Genomic DNA, 17,505 nt, shown 5'->3' with positions numbered 1-17,505 from the left:
TATTCTGAAAGAGGTGCTTAAATTCGGGAAAATATCAAAAAACCTGTCAAGCGATTTTTATATTAAATTGTGCTGAATGGTTACGTTTTGAGTGCATAGAAAATTAACCTGTATTTACGGGGTATATATGAACAAAGTGCACATTGCTTGGAAGCTGTTGACTACTTCAGTCGCTTTTTATACAGGTGAACAATGAAGCAAGTATATGTACCGCAACATAACCCCAAGCAGCTGAACCGATTTAAGGTGCTTTTTATTGGTGTCGCACTGTCCATTGCTGCGGTCATTCAGTTTGAAAGGGAGGTTTATGTTTAAGACCATGATGGTTTTTCTAGCTGCAATGACAGGCTTGTGGTGTCTTTGTCGGTCCAATTATTGGGATTGTATTAATGTATACGGGATTAATTGCGGCAGGTGGAGCAATGGCTGCGGCAAATAGCGCGATTTGCAGGAATAGCTGAGGTGCTGACATCGTGGATGTGCTCAAATATGCAGGAATGTTTGAAATTGTTTTTTGTTGTTATGGGGTTATATCTAGCCGGATTTTCTTTAAAGGCGGTTGGCAGTATCGGTCTGAACCAGGGGATTCTTATTGGTCGGGCGTCTTTATTCATGGCTTTGCCGGGGTTATGCTGGTAATCGTTACGGGTATGGCACCTGATGCTGCATTTTAATACAGCCAATTTTTGGGGGATGAGTTTGTCGTAATGTTGTCGGTAATAGGTTTTGGATGCTAGTTTTTTCTTTGTAATTTATCTGGTGCATGCGCTTTTATCAAAAAAAGTTTATGCGGCGGGGCGTTGGTTGTATCGCTAAGATAATGCTGCAGCTTATTGGTTTGTTGTACTAGGTGTTGTGATTATGATTGGATTTACTTTCGCCGGTGCCACGATTTATATTCCGAGTTTATTTGAGGAGCAAGTTTGATCGAGTCAAATACCAAGCAGAATTTTGCCCCGCAGCACTCGCCAGAGAAAATTCGTCGTTTTAAAGTGGTTTTTATTTCACTGGCAATAATGGTTGCTGCGGTAATTCAGTTTGTTTGGTTTCCATGGTTTCGAGAATTTGCCGATACTGTACAGTGTCAAAATTATCTTTGGTTTGATGCCGAGGTTAATGGCGCTGGAGTTATGTTCTACGGACTTTTTGTGGGTATTCCGGCGATGTTCGCATCAATCGGAATAGGCATGTTTTTATTACGCGGCAGAAAAATACTGCGAGCGGGCCAAGATCCATTGCCGGGTGAAAAGGTCTATTTCCGCAGGCGCTATGTATTTGGCATGACTGTCTATGCTAAAGCGTTGTTGCCAGTGTTGCTTGGCGTGTTCGCATTAATGATGGCGTTTTGGGGGTATGGTCAGGCAGGAAATATATTGGCTGAAACTAATTGGTCGCAAATTAACCAGGCGTGTATTGCTGGCCTAGGTTAAGTGTTGCAGAAACTTAAAGCTGCCCTGAACGCAAGGTTGGAAGAACTCCTGAGCCTTCTGGTAGATATCGTAAAATGTCAGATGGCGCTTCGTGACCGCCATGGATGGTGGAAATTCCGAGAAATCAAGGGATCATTTCTGGTCTTATCTAACCTACTTGGCATCGAATTAAGCATCTAAATAAATAAGGTGTTTATTAATGCTATGGTTTTAGGTTTTTAAAAAAAACAGCACTTGCAAAACTTTTGCAAGTGCTGTTTTTTTTGCCGTAAATTAATTGGCAATTTTCTGTTGCGGATCTTCTATTGGCACAGGCTTCAAATATTCCGGGTAATGACTTTCGATATATTCTTCGAAATATTGTTCTAGTGCTGGGAAGACTTTGGTGAAACGACGGAAATCTTTACGATCCATCACCAAAACGGTGGTTTCTTCTAAGGCAGTTACTGCGCCGGTAGTAGCCGATGGCTGGCCGGGTATTTGACCGAGCAATTCACGCTCACCCAAATGTTCGCCCTTGCCCATGGTTTTAATGAACTGCTGGCCATCAGGGCCTTTCATGGTTACGCCCAAGGTGCCTTTTACAATGGTGTAGAAACCTTCTGGAATCTGGCCGGGGTAAAAAACAATATCGCCTTGGGCAAATCGCAAATAACGAGCTGAAGGTTCTGACCATTGCTTGAACTTAACTGTGGTGCGTGGAAAGCAATAATCTAGGAACCAGTTAATACCCACTCGTAGCTTGGTCATGCCACCGGGCAGCATGCCGAGATAAAAAGTACGCCATAAAATCCAGGCAAAGGTGCCAGAAAGTTTAATGCCGAACATTTCACCGACTGCCTTATAAGCACCAATCGAGGCTAGTGAGCCGAGCGGTTTATAGTCAAATGGCTTTAACGGTTTTTCGGTGAGCAGGCATTGCATGTTTCTTGCCAAGCACAATGCTTCGCGAGACGCGAATTGCGCTGTTGGCGGTGCAAAGCGCGGTTTGCCGTCTTTGTCTTCGGGTAATGGAATTAGTGCCGCATCACCTAATGCCCAAACCCGTTCCATTCCTTTGACTTGAAAGAACGAATCAGTCGCCAGTTTGCCGCGTTCTAATTCAACTGGAAGTGCTTTTAGTAACTGGGATGGGCCGTTGCCGATAGTGGCAACAATGGTGGCGGTTTCCAGTCGCTGGCCATCCATAGTTTCGACCATGGTGCCAGTGGCTGATTTAATGCCAACACCTAACAGCATTTCTATGCCGCGTTTTTTTAGCTGTAGTGCGGTGTAATCTGCTAGTTTTTCCGGTAGTTCCGGTAAAATTCTTGGCAAGTATTCAATCAACATAATGCGGATTTCTGCTCGGGTAATGTTCGGGTAGAACTTGAGTGAGCGCGTCAGCATTTCTTCCATTTCACCGGTGGTTTCAACCCCGGAGAAACCACCGCCAGCAACGATAAAGGTTAATAATCGTCGTTTTAATTGCGGGTCGTGGGTGACGTCCGCATGTTCCAGGCAGTTGATAATATGATTACGCAGCCGATGGGCGTCGGCGAGGTTTTTCATTCTTAGGGCGTGTTCTTGCAAGCCCGGAAAGCGACTCAGGTCCACTTGCTGGCCACTGGCGATAACCAGTTGATCATAGCTCAGTGGAACCATAACGCGTTTGCGTCCCTGCATTACATAGACACGCTGGTTTGCGTGATCAATCCGACGAATATCCGCCATACGGAATTTGACGCCGGGTAACAGGGCGCGCAGAGGGGAAACTGCATCTTCGGCATTGATGGTGCCAGCAGCAACTTCAGGCAGCAAAGGCTGAAATACGAAATAGTTGTTTTCGCAAACCAGCTCAATATCGTGGTCTTTTCCTAGTAACTTTTGCAGATGTTTGGCGCAGAATACGCCGCCAAAACCGCCTCCGAGCACTAGTATTTTTTGCCTTGCCATTGTTATACCTCCAATATCACATCTTGAATGAAGGTGCCGGACAGGTTGCTTTTATAGTTGCGATTGAGTGATTTTTGGTGCGACAAATAATGTAGCTAACCTATCGTCTCAATGCCTGTCTGGCTAAATTTTTATATTTGTGCGTTGCAGCAAATTGGTTGTGGATTAAGCCGAAGTGGCGGTTAAAAGTCAAGAAAGCGCTTAAAAAATTAAGGGTTGTTAGTTGGTTGTCAAGAATGCACTGAAAAACATTCAAGTCTGGTTTTGCTGAAAAAGCTCTTCTTCAAAACCTAACGTTTCTAAGCTAGTCATGCGATCTGGGAATAATCGACCTTCTAGGTGATCGCATTCATGCTGGATGACTCGAGCATGAAATCCACTCACTTCGTTTTCTACTTTGTTGCCGTTTTTATCTAAGCCGTAATAATGAATTTGATGAAAGCGAGGCACTTGTCCGCGAATGCCGGGCAGGCTAAGGCAGCCTTCCCAATCTTCAAATTTTTCTTGCGATGTTGGTGTGATCATTGGATTGATAAGAATGGTTTGCGGTATTGCTGGCTGATCGGGATAGCGCGGATTGTGTTCAAAACCAAAGATCACTAGCTGCAGATCAATGCCAATTTGTGGCGCGGCTAGCCCGGCACCATCATAATGGCGCATGGTATCAAGCATGTCTTGAATCAGTAGTTTGATATCAGCTGAGGTTGGATCTTCAACTTCGCGTGCCTGACGGCGCAGTAACGGATCACCCATCCGTAGGATACGTCTAACAGCCATTTGGTTGCTTCCCGTTGCCAGTTAATGCAGCTTCTATTATCGTCGCAGGCGAGCACTTTTGAAAAGTGCATTCGAGCAAATAAATTATTTATTAGAAATCAGGAGTTTCAGATGATTGAAATGCCAAGTGGCGATGCTGCGCTGAACTTCATCGGCGGCGGTGGCAATATTCAGGCGCACTGGACTGCTCCTAAGGGTGAGTCAAAGAATGTTTCTGCTTTGGTTTGCCATCCGCACCCGCTGGGTGGCGGCACCATGGACAATAAAGTGGTTACCACGCTGACACGTAATTTCCGCGATGCAGGTATTGGCTGTTTGCGGTTAAATTTCCGTGGCGTTGGCCATAGTGAAGGTGGTTTTGATTTTGGTGTTGGTGAATCAGAAGATGTAATGATTTTGCTGCATTGGTTGCGCAGGCAAAACCCTGACCACAAAATTTTGCTGGCTGGCTTCTCTTTTGGATCGTTTGTTTCCCTACGAGCAGCGAATTTACTTCCTAAAGAGATTGTTGAGCGTATTTTATTGATTGCACCGCCAGTGCTTCGTTTTAACTTTCGAGCGATTGGTGCGCCGGTGCATCCGTTAACCATTATTCAGCCGCAACAGGATGAAATAGTTTCACCTCAGGCAGTAGAAGCTTGGGTTTCTGAGTTGCAGGGTGATAAACAGTTTATAAAAGCAGAAGCTTGTGGTCATTTTTTCCATGGCCAGTTGAGCTTGCTAAAGGATTTGGTTAACCAGAACTTTGTTGGTTAAATCTTGAGTTGAGCCGGGTGGGTGGATGATCTGCTCGGCTCAATTGAAAAATATAATTATAAAGCGCCGATTAATTGGTGAATTTTGTCATTTGATCGGCCAAGTTGTTGCGGTAGGAGATAAACAGGGTGACACCCGAACAAAGATATCAGCAGGATCTTCAACAGCCGGGATTCACTTCTGATCCAGCACAGCAATTAGCGGTGTCGCATTTGCAGCGTTTGTATCAGGACTACTGTGCCGCCATCAATAAAAAGGCCGGTTTGCTTGACCGCTGGATTAAGAAAAAGAACGAACCGCTCAAGGGTGTTTATTTTTGGGGTGGCGTTGGTCGAGGCAAAACTTATCTAGTAGATGTTTTCTTTGAATGCCTGCCAGGCGAGCGAAAGCAGCGAGTGCATTTCCACCGCTTTATGCGCAGCGTTCATGCTTCATTGGATAAACATAAAGGTCAGAAAAACCCGCTACAGGTGATCGCTAAAGAATTTGCCGATCAGTGTGACATTCTTTGTTTCGATGAATTTTTTGTCTCAGACATTACAGATGCAATGATTTTAGCTGGACTAATGGAAGCCTTGTTTGAAAATGGAGTTTCCCTGGTGGCGACTTCTAATATTGCGCCGGACGGTTTATATCGAAATGGTTTGCAGCGAGCGCGTTTTCTACCGGCAATTGATTTGATCAAGCAGTTCACGGAAGTGGTGAATGTGGATGGTGGTGTCGATTATCGATTGCGAGCACTGGAAAAAGCCGAGATTTATCATTCGCCGCTAGACCAGCAAGCTGAAAAAGGTTTGCGGCAATATTTTTCAATGCTGGCGCCTGAAGTCGGCGGGCGCAGTCAGCAAGCGTTAGAAGTAGAAGGGCGTTTAATTGATGTCAAAATGGCTGGCGATGGTGTGGTTTGGTTGGATTTTCATGCCATTTGTAAAACCGCCAGAAGCACTGCCGACTATATAGAAATAGCGCGCTGTCATCATTCTGTTCTGGTGTCAGGTGTCGAACACATGGATGATGCCGGCAATGATCATGCGCGGCGGTTCATTAACATGGTTGATGAATTTTACGACCGCTGCGTTAAACTTATAATGTCTGCAGAAGTGCCTCTGGATCAGCTATATTCCGGTAAACAGCTTGCTTTTGAGTTCAAAAGAACTCGCAGTCGGCTGCAGGAAATGCAATCTCATGAGTATCTCGCGCGTAAACACTTGCCATAAAACGTGAATAAAGGCTTGTGTGCGCTGGAGGGTTTATGTAGAATCCCGGCACTTTCTACAGTCAATATCCTGTGGTTTCAAGATAATGAAGACTTTTACAGCTACGCCGCAAACAGTCAAACGTGACTGGTATGTCGTAGACGCAGAGGGCAAGACTCTCGGTCGTATGGCGGCAGAAATTGCAACTCGTTTGCGCGGAAAACATAAGCCTGAGTACACTCCTCACGTTGATACTGGTGATTACATCATCGTTATCAATGCTGAGAAGGTTAAAGTTACTGGTAATAAGGCACAAGACAAAATGTACTATCACCACACTGGTTTTCCAGGTGGTTTGAAGACTGTCAACTTCGCTAAGCTGAATCAAACTTTCCCTGAGCGGATTATTGAGAAAGCGGTCAAGGGTATGTTGCCCCGCGGTCCTTTGGGTCGTGAAATGTATCGGAAGCTGAAAGTGTATGCGGGTGCCGAGCACCAGCACGCAGCCCAGCAACCTCAGGTACTGGACATTTAACGGAGAGCTATGATGGCAAACTTTGATTACGGTACTGGTCGTCGCAAGAGCTCTACAGCTCGTGTATTTATGCGTCCAGGCAGCGGCAACATTACGATTAATGGCCGTTCGATAGATGTATATTTTGGTCGTGAAACTTCTCGCATGGTTGTTCGTCAGCCATTAGAGTTAGTTGAAATGACTGATCGTTTTGACTTGGCAATCACTGTTAAAGGTGGTGGTATTTCTGGTCAAGCGGGCGCAATCCGCCACGGTATTACTCGTGCGTTGATGGAGTATGACGAAACTTTGCGTGGCGCACTGCGTCAAGCTGGTTACGTTACTCGTGACTCGCGTGAAGTTGAGCGGAAGAAAGTGGGTCTGCATAAAGCGCGTAAGCGTCCGCAGTTCTCCAAGCGTTAATCCGCTGCCTCCGGGCAAAAGATCAAAAAAGCCGACTTGTTTACAAGTCGGCTTTTTTTATGGTTTTTATTTTAGAGGGGGCTTTTGTTGTCTTTGCTCAGCTTTTTGTATGGCTGTTGAGGCCTAAATGGCCCGGCAATACAAGAACTTGATATGTACCTTTGCTGATTTCCCCTACATTTTCTATTGATTGCTTGTTGATAGATGAAAAAATTTATTAAGCCGCTTCAGCTGTTTGGTTGTAATTAAACGTTTTGATCAGTGTTGATGAATGCTTTGATTGTTGTAACGCTTGGTGCATTTCTTTATCATTCGTGCGGTTTTATGTTTCTTGCCCCAGGTCAAGGGTGGACTAAGTGTTCACGCTAGGTCAGGAGGTCGAGCATTTAGGGGCATTCGCTTGTCCGCGTTCCATCTCGAGAGACATGGATAAAAAAATAGAGGGTAGAAGTAATGAGTGCTGACGGTATTGATACTGGACGCCGCCGTTTCTTGCTGGCTGCCACCAGTGCGGTGGGTGGTGTAGGTGCGGTAGGTGTAGCAGTACCTTTTGTTTCATCCTGGCAGCCTAGTGCCAGAGCTCAAGCGGCAGGCGCGCCGGTTGAGGTTGATGTGAGCAAACTTAATCCAGGTGAGCAAATCACGGTAAGCTGGCGAGGAAAGCCAGTTTGGATCGTCAGACGTTCCCCAGAAATGTTGGATCAGCTTAAAGAGCTGGATGGACTGTTGCGAGACCCTGCATCTGAAGTGGATAGTCAGCAGCCGCTTGGTGGTTACGCGACGAATGCGCATCGCTCGATCAATCCTGAGTATTTGGTTTTAGTCGGTTTATGCACCCATTTAGGTTGCGTGCCACTATTTAAGCCAGAAGCGGGAAGTGTCGGTGATGATTGGGTTGGAGGATTTTTCTGCCCTTGCCACGGATCGAAATTCGATTTGGCTGGTCGAGTATTCCAGGGGGTGCCTGCACCAACTAACTTGGTAGTTCCTCCTTATACATTTGTCAGTGAATCGGTCATGGTTGTTGGCGTTGATTCAGGGGAGGCTGCGTAATGAATGGTTTAATGACTTGGCTTAATCAGCGCCTGCCGGTGACTGATAAGTGGAATCAACATTTGGCGCAGTATTACGCCGCAAGAAACCTGAATTTTTGGTATTTCTTTGGTTCGTTGTCGCTGTTGGTTTTGGTTAACCAGCTGCTAACCGGCGTATGGCTGACCATGTTTTATGATACGGGCAGTCCATTTGCCTCGGTTGAATACATCATGCGTGATGTTGAGTTCGGTTGGTTGATTCGCTACATGCACTCTACGGGTGCTTCGGCATTCTTCTTAGTTGTGTATCTGCATATGTTCCGTGGCTTGTTGTATGGCTCTTACCAAGCGCCACGCGAATTAATTTGGACCTTCGGCATGCTGATTTATCTGGCATTGATGGCTGAAGCCTTTATGGGTTATTTGCTGCCATGGGGTCAGATGTCTTACTGGGGTGCGCAAGTAATTATTTCGCTGTTTGGTGCCATTCCAGTGATTGGTGATGACCTTACTTTATGGATTCGTGGTGATTACGTTGTCTCGTTAGCTACCATGAGCCGCTTCTTTGCGCTGCATGTAGTAGCTTTGCCTCTAGTGTTGGTTGTGTTGGTATTCTTGCATTTGGTTGCACTTCACGAAGTGGGTTCAAACAATCCTGATGGCGTTGATATCAAAAAGCATAAGGATGAAAAAGGTGTTCCCCTTGACGGAATCGCTTTCCATCCTTACTACACGGTTAAAGATATTGTTGGTGTAGTGTTCTTCCTGATTTTGTTTTGCGGTGTAATTTTCTTTGCGCCAGAAATGGGTAACTACTTCCTAGAAGCAGCTAACTTTGAGCAAGCAAATCCACTGAAGACACCAGAGCACATTGCGCCAGTTTGGTATTTTACGCCTTTCTACGCAATTTTGAGGGCGGTGCCAGATAAGCTGGGTGGCGTTATTCTAATGTTTGCTGCGGTAGGTATGTTGTTTGCCTTGCCATGGTTGGATAAGAGTAAGGTGAAGTCGATTCGCTATCGCGGTTGGATGTTTAAGTTGGCGGTGACTTTATTCACTATTAGCTTTGTAGTTTTAGGTTGGTTGGGTCTTCAAGCGCCAACGGACGCTAAGACGTTGTTATCGCAGCTTTGTACCTTTATCTACTTTGCGTTCTTTATTCTGATGCCGTTTTATACCAAGTGGGATAAAACCAAGCCTGTGCCAGAGAGAGTGACATCCTAATGAAAAAGTTGCTTATTTCCTTTTTGATGTTTCTTTTGCCGAGCTTGTCAATGGCAGCTGGTGGTGGCTACCCACTAGATAGTGTTGATCTTGATCTGACTGACAAGGCTGCGTTGCAGCGGGGTGCCAAGCTGTTTGTTGGCTCTTGCATGGGTTGTCACTCAGCTAAATATCAGCGTTGGAATCGTATGGGTAAGGATCTGGGGATTAGTGACCAGCAATTGCTGGATAACTTTATCTTTGATGGATCTAAAGTCGGTGACCATATGACCAGTTCAATCGATCCGGTTGATGCGGCAACATGGTTCGGCGCATCGCCTCCTGATTTAACCTTGGTTTCTCGTGTTCGTGGTAATGATTGGTTATACACCTACATGCGTAGCTTCTATAAGGATGAGTCTCGCCCTTGGGGTGTTAACAATGCAGTCTTCCCGGATGTGGGTATGCCTCACATTTTGCAAGGCTTGCAAGGTTTGGCGGATCCGGTATGGCGCACTGAAAAAGTGGGCGATAAAGAAATAAAAGTTCTAGATCGTCTGCAAATGACCCAGCCTGGTTCGATGTCTGTTGCAGAATATGATGCAACGGTTAAAGACCTCGTAACTTTCCTGAGTTATATTGGAGAGCCAGTTCAGCTGGAGCGTCAGCGGCTGGGTGTATGGGTTATTTTGTTCCTGATGGTGTTATTGGCGTTCTCTTACCTGTTGAAGAAAGAGTTCTGGCGAGACGTGCACTAATTTTTCGGGCATAATACACCTTTGGAGTGTCGGGTTGCCGACACTCCTTTTCGTGTTTTTGAATGGTTGGTTTTCTTTAACTCTAACCAGGGGAGCGAGTAATGGCGACAGTAGCCAACAAGCGTTCTGTGATGACGTTGTATTCTGATCCGGTTGACTTGTATAGCCATCAGGTTCGAATCGTTTTGGCAGAAAAAGGCGTGAGTTTCGAAGTAGTTGATGTAGCACCAGAGCGTGCTAAAGATCTACTGGCAGATATTAATCCTTACGGCATTTTACCTACTTTGGTAGATCGGGATTTAATGCTGTATGACGCGGCGATTATCATTGAATATCTTGATGAGCGTTTCCCGCATCCACCATTGTTGCCTGTATATCCAGTTCAGCGTGCGCAGTGTCGTTTAATGATGCACCGTGTTGAGCAGGATCTTTATTCGGCACTGGCTCGTGTTCAAAGCGGTAGCAAGACTGATGCTGCTAGAGCGCGTAAGGAAATCATTGATAGCTTGGTAGCTATCGCTCCGATTTTCGGTGAAAAGCCATTCTTCATGAGTGACGAATTTACTTTGGTTGATTGCTATTTTGCACCGCTATTGTGGCGTTTACCTTCTCTGGGTATTGAATTGCCAGCCACGGCGCGTGATATTCATGAATACCAGAAACGTTTGTTTGATCGTGAATCTTTCAAGGCAAGCTTGACTGATTCTGAGCGAGAAATGCGGAGCTAATCATGATGACTCCCCGGCGTCCCTACATGCTACGTGCAATTTACGACTGGCTGCTCGATAACCAGTGTACGCCACACTTATTGGTGGATGCAGAGCAAGAAGGGGTGGTAGTACCAACTCAATACGTTGAAGGTGGGCAAATTGTTTTAAATTTGGCACCCACTGCAGTTCGCGGCCTTGAGTTGGGGGATGACGAGGTTGGTTTCTCAGCACGTTTTGGCGGTACGCCAATGCAGGTTCGAGTACCTATGTCTGCTGTTTTAGCGGTATATGCCCGCGAAAATGGGCAAGGTATGGTGTTTCCTGAAGAATATCTTCAGGAGGGTGGTGAGGCTGAAGCTGAAGGTTTGATTTCAGAAGGTGAATTATCAGTAGAAAAAACTGAGACGGCACCATCAGCATCTTTGTCTGGATTGTCTAGCGTAAAAAAAGCTGCTTTAGAAGGCGTTGAAGCGGTTGAAAGTAAATCGGCGGTTGAGTCGGTTGCTAAATCAACCAGTCAAAGTTCCAAGGCTGCAACGGCAAAACCTGCTGAAAAGAAACGCCCGGCATTGCGCGTAGTAAAATAAACTGCAATTTCGGAAAAAAACGGCAAGTCAGTGAAAACTGATTTGCCGTTTTTTTTATGTATAGGTTTCTTTTATTTTTTGTAGATTTAATCGCGGCTAAATTTTAGGCATAAAAAAACACCTTGCGTGATTAGCTAGAGGGCTGCGCAAGGTGTTTATTGTGTCTAAAGGTTTCTATTCAAACCCAAATAAGCAGTTGTCAATCAGGTCGCACAAACTGTGGATGACCAGCATGTGGACTTCTTGAATTCTTGGTGTGCTGTCGCAAGGAACTCTGATTTCAACGTCATTGTCGGATAATCGCTCGGCCATTTCGCCGCCGGTTTTTCCGGTTAAAGCGATTACCACCATTTCACGTTCATGGGCAGCTTCGATGACTTCAACCAGATTGGCAGAATCACCGGAAGTGCTAATGGCGAGTAAGATGTCACCTTCCTGGCCTAGCGCGCGTAATTGCTTAGCAAAAATTTCGCTAAATCCATAATCATTGCCAATTGCGGTGATGGTGGCTAACTCTGAAGTTAGTGTCATCGCAGGCAAGCTGGGGCGCTCGGTTTCAAAGCGGTTTAATAGGCCGGCAGTAAATAGTTGGGCGTTGGAGGTTGAACCGCCGTTTCCGCAACTAACTATTTTTTTTCCGTCGATAAGGCATTGAACCATCAGGTCTGCTGCGGCTGCGATAGGTTCTGAAATTTCATCTGCGGCAACAATTTTTGCCTGAATGCTATCGCTAAAGCTTTGTCGAATGCGCTCGGTTAAATCCATTGGTCTTCCGTATTAAAAGGCTCCGGGCAGCCAGTTGGTCTTGCCAGGTTGCAGGGAGATTACATCAAAACGGCATCGTGGCTCCATGCTATTCCGATGAACATAGCGCTGGAGGTAGATTTGTGCGCTTTTGCGAATCTTATTCTGCTTGCTTGGTGAGACGCTGGCAGCCGGTGATCCGTGTCGGCTGTTGTTGCGATATCTGACTTCGACAAACACCAAGGTTTGCCGATCTTTCATAATTAGGTCGATTTCACCGTGTTTGCAGTGAAAATTTCTGCCCAGTAGTTTTAAGCCTTGCTCAATTAAAAATCGCTCTGCTTGGCGTTCTTTTTTCTGCCAAAGTCGCAGGCTGGAAAAATGCTCCAGCCATTGTAGGATGCGATTGAAAATTAAAGAGTTGCTCAATTAACTGGTTTCTCTCGAAGTTGGCTGTGACCCCTGCGATATTTTGCCCAAACCAGATTTCGATGAATGCTCTGGTCTTGGTCCATGCAGAGTTGCCCGGTTTGTCCGTTACTGCAAAAACCTTCTAGTTGAACAAACCTTGGCAGTTGGCTAATCAGATTGTAGGCGTCAAAACCGAAGGCATACAGATTTTGATAGCGAGGGTCCTGATAAATTTCTGCAACTGGCTTTAGTGGGCTGGACTGATACTTCCATGGCAGATCAACCAAACGGATTCCGTTGAGGTCTTTATCGCCATCACCTGTTGCTTGATATTGGCTATTTACATGGGAAGTTGCGTAGACCGGTATGTCGGCAGCGTAATAGTAATCAAATAATGGCCGTAATAATTTTGCTTGCTGCGGGCGTGATGCGATGAAGATAGCATCTATGTCTTGTCGGCGACGTGGTCGGCTTTCCATTTGGCGGCCGTAAACTCGTTTTAGGCGACGAATTCTTGCTTCAGAGCTATCGACTTTCAGCAGTTTGCGAATGCCTTTAGATAGTTGGTCGTCGGTGGTAAAGCGAAACTGGCTGGCTACTTCGCCGTCCAATTTTTCCCATTCTTGACTAAATGCACGATTTAAACGATCACCCCAAGAACTGGCGGGTGTCAGTACAGCGACGCGCTCGATTTCATCAAAATGCATCTGTTCGGCAATTTCCCGGGTGTCATCTTCCGGTGATAGGGCGAACTGGAATAGCTGTTGGCTCGGTTGGCTATCTAGCGAGTCGTTGCGGTTATCAAGCGTTACTACTTCTACACCGAGGGTTTCTTTTAAGTAGTTAAGTGCCAGTACTGGTACTTGAAGATCCATTTGTGCCAGCTGGCTAACTCTTTCTTTGGTTAGTGGGCCAATCACTGCTTGTGCGCCATCGGTAATCGCCTGCTGGTAAACCAAGCCGATGTCTTGCTTACTGGTGTCATAAACTTTTAGTGTCGGCCTTTGCTCTGCTGATTGTTCAAACCAGGCAGTGCTGATGCCGCGCATAATTGCTTTGCTGGCAGCTTCGGTTCGGCCGCTGGCAGGTAAAATAATTGCAATTTGTTGCGGCATAAATGGCATGGCTTGTAGAAGCTTGCCGACGCTTTCAGGGGTGAAGTCTTTTGCCGGATGTGCTGGGTAGCTGGCTTGCCAGTTTGACCAAGCGCCCTGGAATTGGTCTGGATCTGCAGCATTGTTGTTGGATAGTAAGCGTAGATCTATCCAACCACTGGCTTCATCGGGTGGCGGCTGAAAACGAAAAGCATCTAAGGCAGCGGCTTCCATTTTAGAAAGATTTTGCCACAGCCTTTGATAGTTTTCTGCTTTAGCTTGTTGGTTGATTAACTGATGACCTAGATTAATTCGGGCTTGTAGGCTGTCGAGCAAATTATTAGAAGCTTCTGCTTGCAGTGCGCGAATTTCCATCAGCATTAACCGCTGTTCGGTAAGGAGTGCTGGTTGGGTTAGCAGTTGCAGGTAAATATCAATTTGCGATGGATCACCTTGTAATAATTCCAGTTGAGCAATCAATAGCAATGATTGATTTTGGTAAGGCTGGGAAAGCATTTGTGGCTTAATTTGCCGTGCAATTTCCAGTGCTTGGGGTAATTGTTGCTGTTGCTTTAGCCGTTCAGATGCTTCCATAAGCCACCGAGCCTTGCGGCTGCCGCTACTTTTTTCTGCTTGAAGTAATAGTTGTTCAACGCTAAGCGAGTGTTGGTCAAAGCGCTCCACCGGGGCGCTAATTTGTTTTGCTGGGGGTGTGCTGGAACAAGCAGCTAGTAAAAAGCTGGCAACGAGGAGGCTTGCTGGAAGATAATGGCTAACTGGTTTCATCTCGGCTCTGGATTGCTACCCGGGCTCAATAGTGTACCCGTATAAAAGTATGGATGAAAAAACAAATATTACACCTGCAACGCTTTATATCGTTGCAACGCCGATTGGCAACTTACAAGACATCTCTGCGCGGGCTCTGGCCGTTTTGGCTCAGGTCGATGGTGTTGCTGCAGAAGATACCCGTCATACCAGAAAATTGTTAGATTTTTTTGGTATCAAGCAGTCTTTGGTGTCACTGCATGACTATAACGAACAGGCGCGTTCTGTTGAATTAGTAAAGCGACTGGCCAATGGCGAGTCTTTGGCGCTAGTTTCCGATGCCGGTACACCGCTAATTAGTGATCCGGGTTATCGGTTGGTCAGTGAAGTGCGAAAAGCGGGTTTTGCTGTCAGTCCGGTGCCGGGGGCTTGTGCTTTAGTTGCTGCGCTGTCTGCTTCTGGTTTGCCGAGTGACCGCTTTGCCTTCGAAGGTTTTTTGCCAGCGAAATCATCGGGACGAAAGCAAAAGCTGGAAGCGATCGCAGCAGATACTCGAACCCTGATTTTTTATGAATCTTGTCACCGTATTGAATCTTCTTTGCAAGATATGCAACAAGCGCTGGGTGATCGGCAGGTTGTGTTAGGTCGTGAAATTACCAAGCGATTCGAAACCTTTTTAGAAGGATCTTTTTCTGAGTTATTGGTGCGACTTGCTGAAGATTCGGATCAAAAGCGCGGTGAGTTTGTGGTGTTGGTGCGTGGTGCCGACGAAGATATCACTAAGCTGGTATCGCTTGATGCAGAAAAAGTACTCAAGTTGTTATTGCCTGAGTTACCACCGAAAAAAGCGGTGAAAATTGCTGCTGAGTTAACCGGCGAGGCGAAGAACGTGCTTTATCAAATGGCGCTGGATATGAAAGATCAGTAGCCAGTTATAGTCAGTGGTTTTTTTTGATTGCGGGCTATTGCAAAAAAAGCACCAGTAAACAACGCAACTAAATGATATGAAGTGTAAAAAGTTAAAGCGTGATTTTTTAGCTGTTAGCCATTGAAGATTGATCTTCGATATTTGGTCAAATGATGCTTGCTTTTTATCTGTTTCGACATTAGCCTGCACGGCGGAGTTGACCTAGACAATCGCCGCCTGACTTGCTTGCATTTCAGGGGGAGGAAAGTCCGGGCTCCATAGGGTAGAGTGCCAGGTAACGCCTGGGGGGCGTGAGCCTACGGAAAGTGCAACAGAAAATAAACCGCCTAAGTGCCTAGCACCGGTAAGGTTGAAATGGTGCGGTAAGAGCGCACCGCGCGGCTGGTAACAGGCGTGGCATGGTAAACCCCACTCGGAGCAAGACCAAATAGGGATCCGCTAGGCGTGACCCGCGCCGGATCCGGGTAGGTTGCTTGAGGCTTGTGGCGACGCAAGTCCTAGACGAATGATTGTCCACGACAAAACCCGGCTTACAGGTCGACTCCACCTTCTTTATTGATATCTGCCAGCACATTTATACTGGGTGCTGGCAGAAATCAAATCTTGATATTGCTCACGAAACAAAACAAATCATTTCATTTTTCCAAATTCAATAAGTAGCTGTTTTGCTGAAGCGAGCCGTTAAGGTTTGCCGATTTTGCGTTGGTAACTGCTTGTTTCACGTGGGAAACGCTGTTGACAAGCGGGGTGGCGCAGACCATAGTGTCGGAAAGTGGGGTGAAGTGTCTGATAGTGGGATAATTCAACTCGACCAAGGAACGGTTGCCTTAAGGATTATTCGTGTTACTCGGAACCAGTTTTGTCAATTTAGATAGCAAAGGACGAATGGCTTTGCCCAGTCGTTATCGCACCTTGCTGTCTGAAACACTGGATCTGGATGACGGAGATTCGATTCAACTGGTTTTGGTACCTGACTTGGAATCTGCCTGTTTGTCTATCTATCCATTGAATCAATGGCAGCTAATCCTGAAAAAAATCGATGGCTTGGCCAATACCAGTGGCAATAAACAGTTTAAGCGCTGGTTGTTGGGTAACGCCGAAGTGGTGGAAGCGGATCGCAATGGTCGAATTCTAATTCCGCCACGTTTAAGAGAAATTGCCAAGCTGGAGCGTGCTCTCGCTTTAGTCGGACAAAGTACCAAGTTTGAAGTCTGGGACGACCAACGCTGGAAAGCCGCCAATGGCGAGCTGCCAGATATGAGTCAAGTGTCAGGCATCGAGGAGATTCCACTCTGAGTAATGAGCAGTACAGTCACAAGCCGGTACTTTTTGAGGCTTGCATTGACGGATTAAATATTAAACCTTCAGGTCGCTATCTCGATGGCACTTTTGGGCGAGGCGGCCACAGTCGCGGAATTCTAGAAAAGTTGGATCAAGATGGTGAGCTTTGGGTAGTCGATCGTGACCCAGAAGCTTTAGCAGTTGCCGACGCGCTAGCTGCAGAAGATTCTCGAGTAAAAGTCTGTCGCGGTAGTTTTGCTGATCTGGCAGAAATGATCGACCTCGATCAGTACGGTGCCAGCTTTGATGGGGTGCTGTTTGATTTTGGCGTTTCTTCTCCTCAGTTAGACGATGCACGTCGCGGATTCAGTTTTTTGCGCGATGGCCCGTTAGATATGCGGATGGATCCTACTAGTGGCATCAGTGCCGCAGAATGGTTGAATACTGCAGCTCCAGCCGATATTGCGGCAATTTTTCATCGTTATGGTGAGGAGCGTTATACCCGTCGTATTGTTGATGCAATTATTGAGCAGCGCGAAGAAGAGCCGCTTGAAACGACTAAACAGTTGGCAAAGCTAGTTGATTTAGCCGTGCCGAAAAGATCGCGACAAATTGGCAAACACCCTGCGACTCGGGTATTCCAGGCCACGCGAATTTTTATCAATGATGAATTGGGCGCAATCGAAACTATGTTGCCTGCGACTTTAAAGTTGCTGGTACCACAAGGACGGTTGGTGATTATTAGCTTCCATTCACTGGAAGACCGAATTATTAAGCGCTTTATTCGTGATCAGGAACGAGGCAAGCAGTTGCCGCGTGATTTGCCTGTGATGCATAAGGACACGGAAGGCACGCTTAAAGCACTTGGCAAGGCAATTAAAGGCAGCGCTGAAGATGCCTTGGAAAATAGCCGAGCACGAAGTGCTGTGCTGAGAATTGCGGAACGCACAGGAATTTAA

The 17,505-nt window shown here is 46.3% G+C and carries 19 protein-coding genes and 1 other RNA gene; 15 read left to right on the top strand and 5 right to left on the bottom strand.

Annotated elements, in window-relative coordinates; all coding sequences use genetic code 11:
- Positions 1–473 precede the first annotated feature (473 nt).
- Together DC094_RS02420 and DC094_RS02415 are read left to right on the top strand one after the other, a co-directional pair.
- A complete protein-coding gene (locus DC094_RS02420) occupies positions 474–674 on the top strand; it encodes a hypothetical protein (RefSeq protein WP_116685485.1) in 201 nt (66 codons plus the stop codon).
- Between the two features lie 249 nt (positions 675–923).
- Entirely contained in the window at positions 924–1,430 is a 507-nt protein-coding gene (locus DC094_RS02415) for a hypothetical protein (RefSeq protein ID WP_116685484.1), read from the top strand.
- A 273-nt stretch (positions 1,431–1,703) separates the two neighbouring features.
- Here DC094_RS02415 and DC094_RS02405 read toward each other — a convergent pair whose 3' ends face one another.
- Both DC094_RS02405 and def read right to left on the bottom strand, forming a co-directional pair.
- Complete coding sequence (locus tag DC094_RS02405; protein WP_116685482.1) at positions 1,704–3,365, bottom strand: FAD-dependent oxidoreductase; 1,662 nt, start codon at positions 3,363–3,365, stop codon at positions 1,704–1,706.
- 252 nt (positions 3,366–3,617) lie between these two features.
- Entirely contained in the window at positions 3,618–4,142 is a 525-nt protein-coding gene (def, locus tag DC094_RS02400; RefSeq protein WP_116685481.1) for a peptide deformylase, read from the bottom strand.
- A gap of 111 nt (positions 4,143–4,253) precedes the next feature.
- On the opposite strand from def, the gene DC094_RS02395 reads away from it, so the two are divergent.
- From DC094_RS02395 to DC094_RS02355, 9 genes are all read left to right on the top strand, one after another.
- Positions 4,254–4,898, top strand: coding sequence for an alpha/beta hydrolase (locus DC094_RS02395; protein ID WP_158527195.1), 645 nt, complete (start codon positions 4,254–4,256; stop codon positions 4,896–4,898).
- Between the two features lie 128 nt (positions 4,899–5,026).
- The gene (zapE, locus tag DC094_RS02390; protein WP_116685479.1) at positions 5,027–6,115 is read left to right on the top strand and encodes a cell division protein ZapE; all 1,089 of its coding nucleotides are present in this window, start codon (positions 5,027–5,029) and stop codon (positions 6,113–6,115) included.
- An 85-nt stretch (positions 6,116–6,200) separates the two neighbouring features.
- Positions 6,201–6,629 carry a 50S ribosomal protein L13 gene (gene rplM / locus DC094_RS02385; protein WP_116685478.1) on the top strand — a complete coding sequence of 143 codons (429 nt, stop codon included), beginning with the start codon at positions 6,201–6,203 and terminating at the stop codon, positions 6,627–6,629.
- A 9-nt stretch (positions 6,630–6,638) separates the two neighbouring features.
- Positions 6,639–7,031: a 30S ribosomal protein S9 gene (rpsI, locus tag DC094_RS02380; RefSeq protein ID WP_116685477.1), complete on the top strand. Its 393-nt coding sequence runs from the start codon at positions 6,639–6,641 to the stop codon at positions 7,029–7,031.
- Between the two features lie 453 nt (positions 7,032–7,484).
- Positions 7,485–8,084 carry a ubiquinol-cytochrome c reductase iron-sulfur subunit gene (gene petA, locus DC094_RS02375; RefSeq protein ID WP_116685476.1) on the top strand — a complete coding sequence of 200 codons (600 nt, stop codon included), beginning with the start codon at positions 7,485–7,487 and terminating at the stop codon, positions 8,082–8,084.
- The gene (locus tag DC094_RS02370) at positions 8,084–9,289 is read left to right on the top strand and encodes a cytochrome b (RefSeq protein ID WP_116685475.1); all 1,206 of its coding nucleotides are present in this window, start codon (positions 8,084–8,086) and stop codon (positions 9,287–9,289) included. Before petA ends, DC094_RS02370 begins: the two co-directional genes overlap by 1 nt.
- Entirely contained in the window at positions 9,289–10,026 is a 738-nt protein-coding gene (locus DC094_RS02365) for a cytochrome c1 (protein ID WP_116685474.1), read from the top strand. The genes DC094_RS02370 and DC094_RS02365 overlap by 1 nt, the downstream gene beginning before the upstream one ends.
- A 101-nt stretch (positions 10,027–10,127) precedes the next feature.
- Complete coding sequence (sspA, locus tag DC094_RS02360; protein WP_116685473.1) at positions 10,128–10,754, top strand: stringent starvation protein SspA; 627 nt, start codon at positions 10,128–10,130, stop codon at positions 10,752–10,754.
- 2 nt (positions 10,755–10,756) lie between these two features.
- Positions 10,757–11,323, top strand: coding sequence for a ClpXP protease specificity-enhancing factor (locus DC094_RS02355; protein ID WP_369406192.1), 567 nt, complete (start codon positions 10,757–10,759; stop codon positions 11,321–11,323).
- Positions 11,324–11,497: 174 nt separating this feature from the next.
- Here DC094_RS02355 and DC094_RS02350 read toward each other — a convergent pair whose 3' ends face one another.
- Genes DC094_RS02350 through DC094_RS02340 form a run of 3 tightly spaced genes read right to left on the bottom strand, consistent with a single transcriptional unit; the run spans position 11,498 to position 14,358 of the window.
- Positions 11,498–12,088: a phosphoheptose isomerase gene (locus tag DC094_RS02350; protein ID WP_116685472.1), complete on the bottom strand. Its 591-nt coding sequence runs from the start codon at positions 12,086–12,088 to the stop codon at positions 11,498–11,500.
- A 12-nt stretch (positions 12,089–12,100) separates the two neighbouring features.
- On the bottom strand, positions 12,101–12,496 hold the full coding sequence (locus DC094_RS02345) for a YraN family protein (RefSeq protein ID WP_206605552.1): 396 nt from the start codon (positions 12,494–12,496) through the stop codon (positions 12,101–12,103).
- The gene (locus tag DC094_RS02340) at positions 12,493–14,358 is read right to left on the bottom strand and encodes a penicillin-binding protein activator (RefSeq protein ID WP_116685471.1); all 1,866 of its coding nucleotides are present in this window, start codon (positions 14,356–14,358) and stop codon (positions 12,493–12,495) included. The genes DC094_RS02345 and DC094_RS02340 overlap by 4 nt, the downstream gene beginning before the upstream one ends.
- Before the next feature lie 49 nt (positions 14,359–14,407).
- Here DC094_RS02340 and rsmI point away from each other — a divergent pair, with 49 nt between their 5' ends.
- From rsmI to rsmH, 4 genes are all read left to right on the top strand, one after another.
- Positions 14,408–15,265: a 16S rRNA (cytidine(1402)-2'-O)-methyltransferase gene (gene rsmI / locus DC094_RS02335; protein WP_116685470.1), complete on the top strand. Its 858-nt coding sequence runs from the start codon at positions 14,408–14,410 to the stop codon at positions 15,263–15,265.
- Positions 15,266–15,457: 192 nt separating this feature from the next.
- Positions 15,458–15,814: RNase P RNA component class A (rnpB, locus tag DC094_RS02330), an RNA gene on the top strand.
- A 291-nt stretch (positions 15,815–16,105) separates the two neighbouring features.
- The gene (gene mraZ, locus DC094_RS02325) at positions 16,106–16,561 is read left to right on the top strand and encodes a division/cell wall cluster transcriptional repressor MraZ (protein WP_133245442.1); all 456 of its coding nucleotides are present in this window, start codon (positions 16,106–16,108) and stop codon (positions 16,559–16,561) included.
- On the top strand, positions 16,492–17,505 hold the full coding sequence (rsmH, locus tag DC094_RS02320) for a 16S rRNA (cytosine(1402)-N(4))-methyltransferase RsmH (RefSeq protein ID WP_422615579.1): 1,014 nt from the start codon (positions 16,492–16,494) through the stop codon (positions 17,503–17,505). Before mraZ ends, rsmH begins: the two co-directional genes overlap by 70 nt.

The sequence above is a fragment of the Pelagibaculum spongiae genome, from assembly GCF_003097315.1.
Taxonomy (GTDB): Bacteria; Pseudomonadota; Gammaproteobacteria; order Enterobacterales; family Pelagibaculaceae; genus Pelagibaculum; species Pelagibaculum spongiae.
Note: the sequence above shows the minus strand (reverse complement) of the source record. Positions and strands in the feature narration are given on the sequence as shown.

What these genes read in the sequence shown, in the direction of transcription:
- DC094_RS02395 (WP_158527195.1), top strand. Translation starts at nt 4,254, where the DNA reads ATGATTGAAATGCCAAGTGGCGATGCTGCGCTGAACTTCATCGGCGGC.
- DC094_RS02370 (WP_116685475.1), top strand. Translation starts at nt 8,084, where the DNA reads ATGAATGGTTTAATGACTTGGCTTAATCAGCGCCTGCCGGTGACTGAT.
- petA (WP_116685476.1), top strand. Translation starts at nt 7,485, where the DNA reads ATGAGTGCTGACGGTATTGATACTGGACGCCGCCGTTTCTTGCTGGCT.
- DC094_RS02365 (WP_116685474.1), top strand. Translation starts at nt 9,289, where the DNA reads ATGAAAAAGTTGCTTATTTCCTTTTTGATGTTTCTTTTGCCGAGCTTG.
- DC094_RS02405 (WP_116685482.1), bottom strand. Translation starts at nt 3,365, where the DNA reads ATGGCAAGGCAAAAAATACTAGTGCTCGGAGGCGGTTTTGGCGGCGTA.
- DC094_RS02355 (WP_369406192.1), top strand. Translation starts at nt 10,757, where the DNA reads ATGATGACTCCCCGGCGTCCCTACATGCTACGTGCAATTTACGACTGG.
- rsmI (WP_116685470.1), top strand. Translation starts at nt 14,408, where the DNA reads ATGGATGAAAAAACAAATATTACACCTGCAACGCTTTATATCGTTGCA.
- sspA (WP_116685473.1), top strand. Translation starts at nt 10,128, where the DNA reads ATGGCGACAGTAGCCAACAAGCGTTCTGTGATGACGTTGTATTCTGAT.
- DC094_RS02350 (WP_116685472.1), bottom strand. Translation starts at nt 12,088, where the DNA reads ATGGATTTAACCGAGCGCATTCGACAAAGCTTTAGCGATAGCATTCAG.
- def (WP_116685481.1), bottom strand. Translation starts at nt 4,142, where the DNA reads ATGGCTGTTAGACGTATCCTACGGATGGGTGATCCGTTACTGCGCCGT.
- DC094_RS02340 (WP_116685471.1), bottom strand. Translation starts at nt 14,358, where the DNA reads ATGAAACCAGTTAGCCATTATCTTCCAGCAAGCCTCCTCGTTGCCAGC.
- rpsI (WP_116685477.1), top strand. Translation starts at nt 6,639, where the DNA reads ATGATGGCAAACTTTGATTACGGTACTGGTCGTCGCAAGAGCTCTACA.
- rplM (WP_116685478.1), top strand. Translation starts at nt 6,201, where the DNA reads ATGAAGACTTTTACAGCTACGCCGCAAACAGTCAAACGTGACTGGTAT.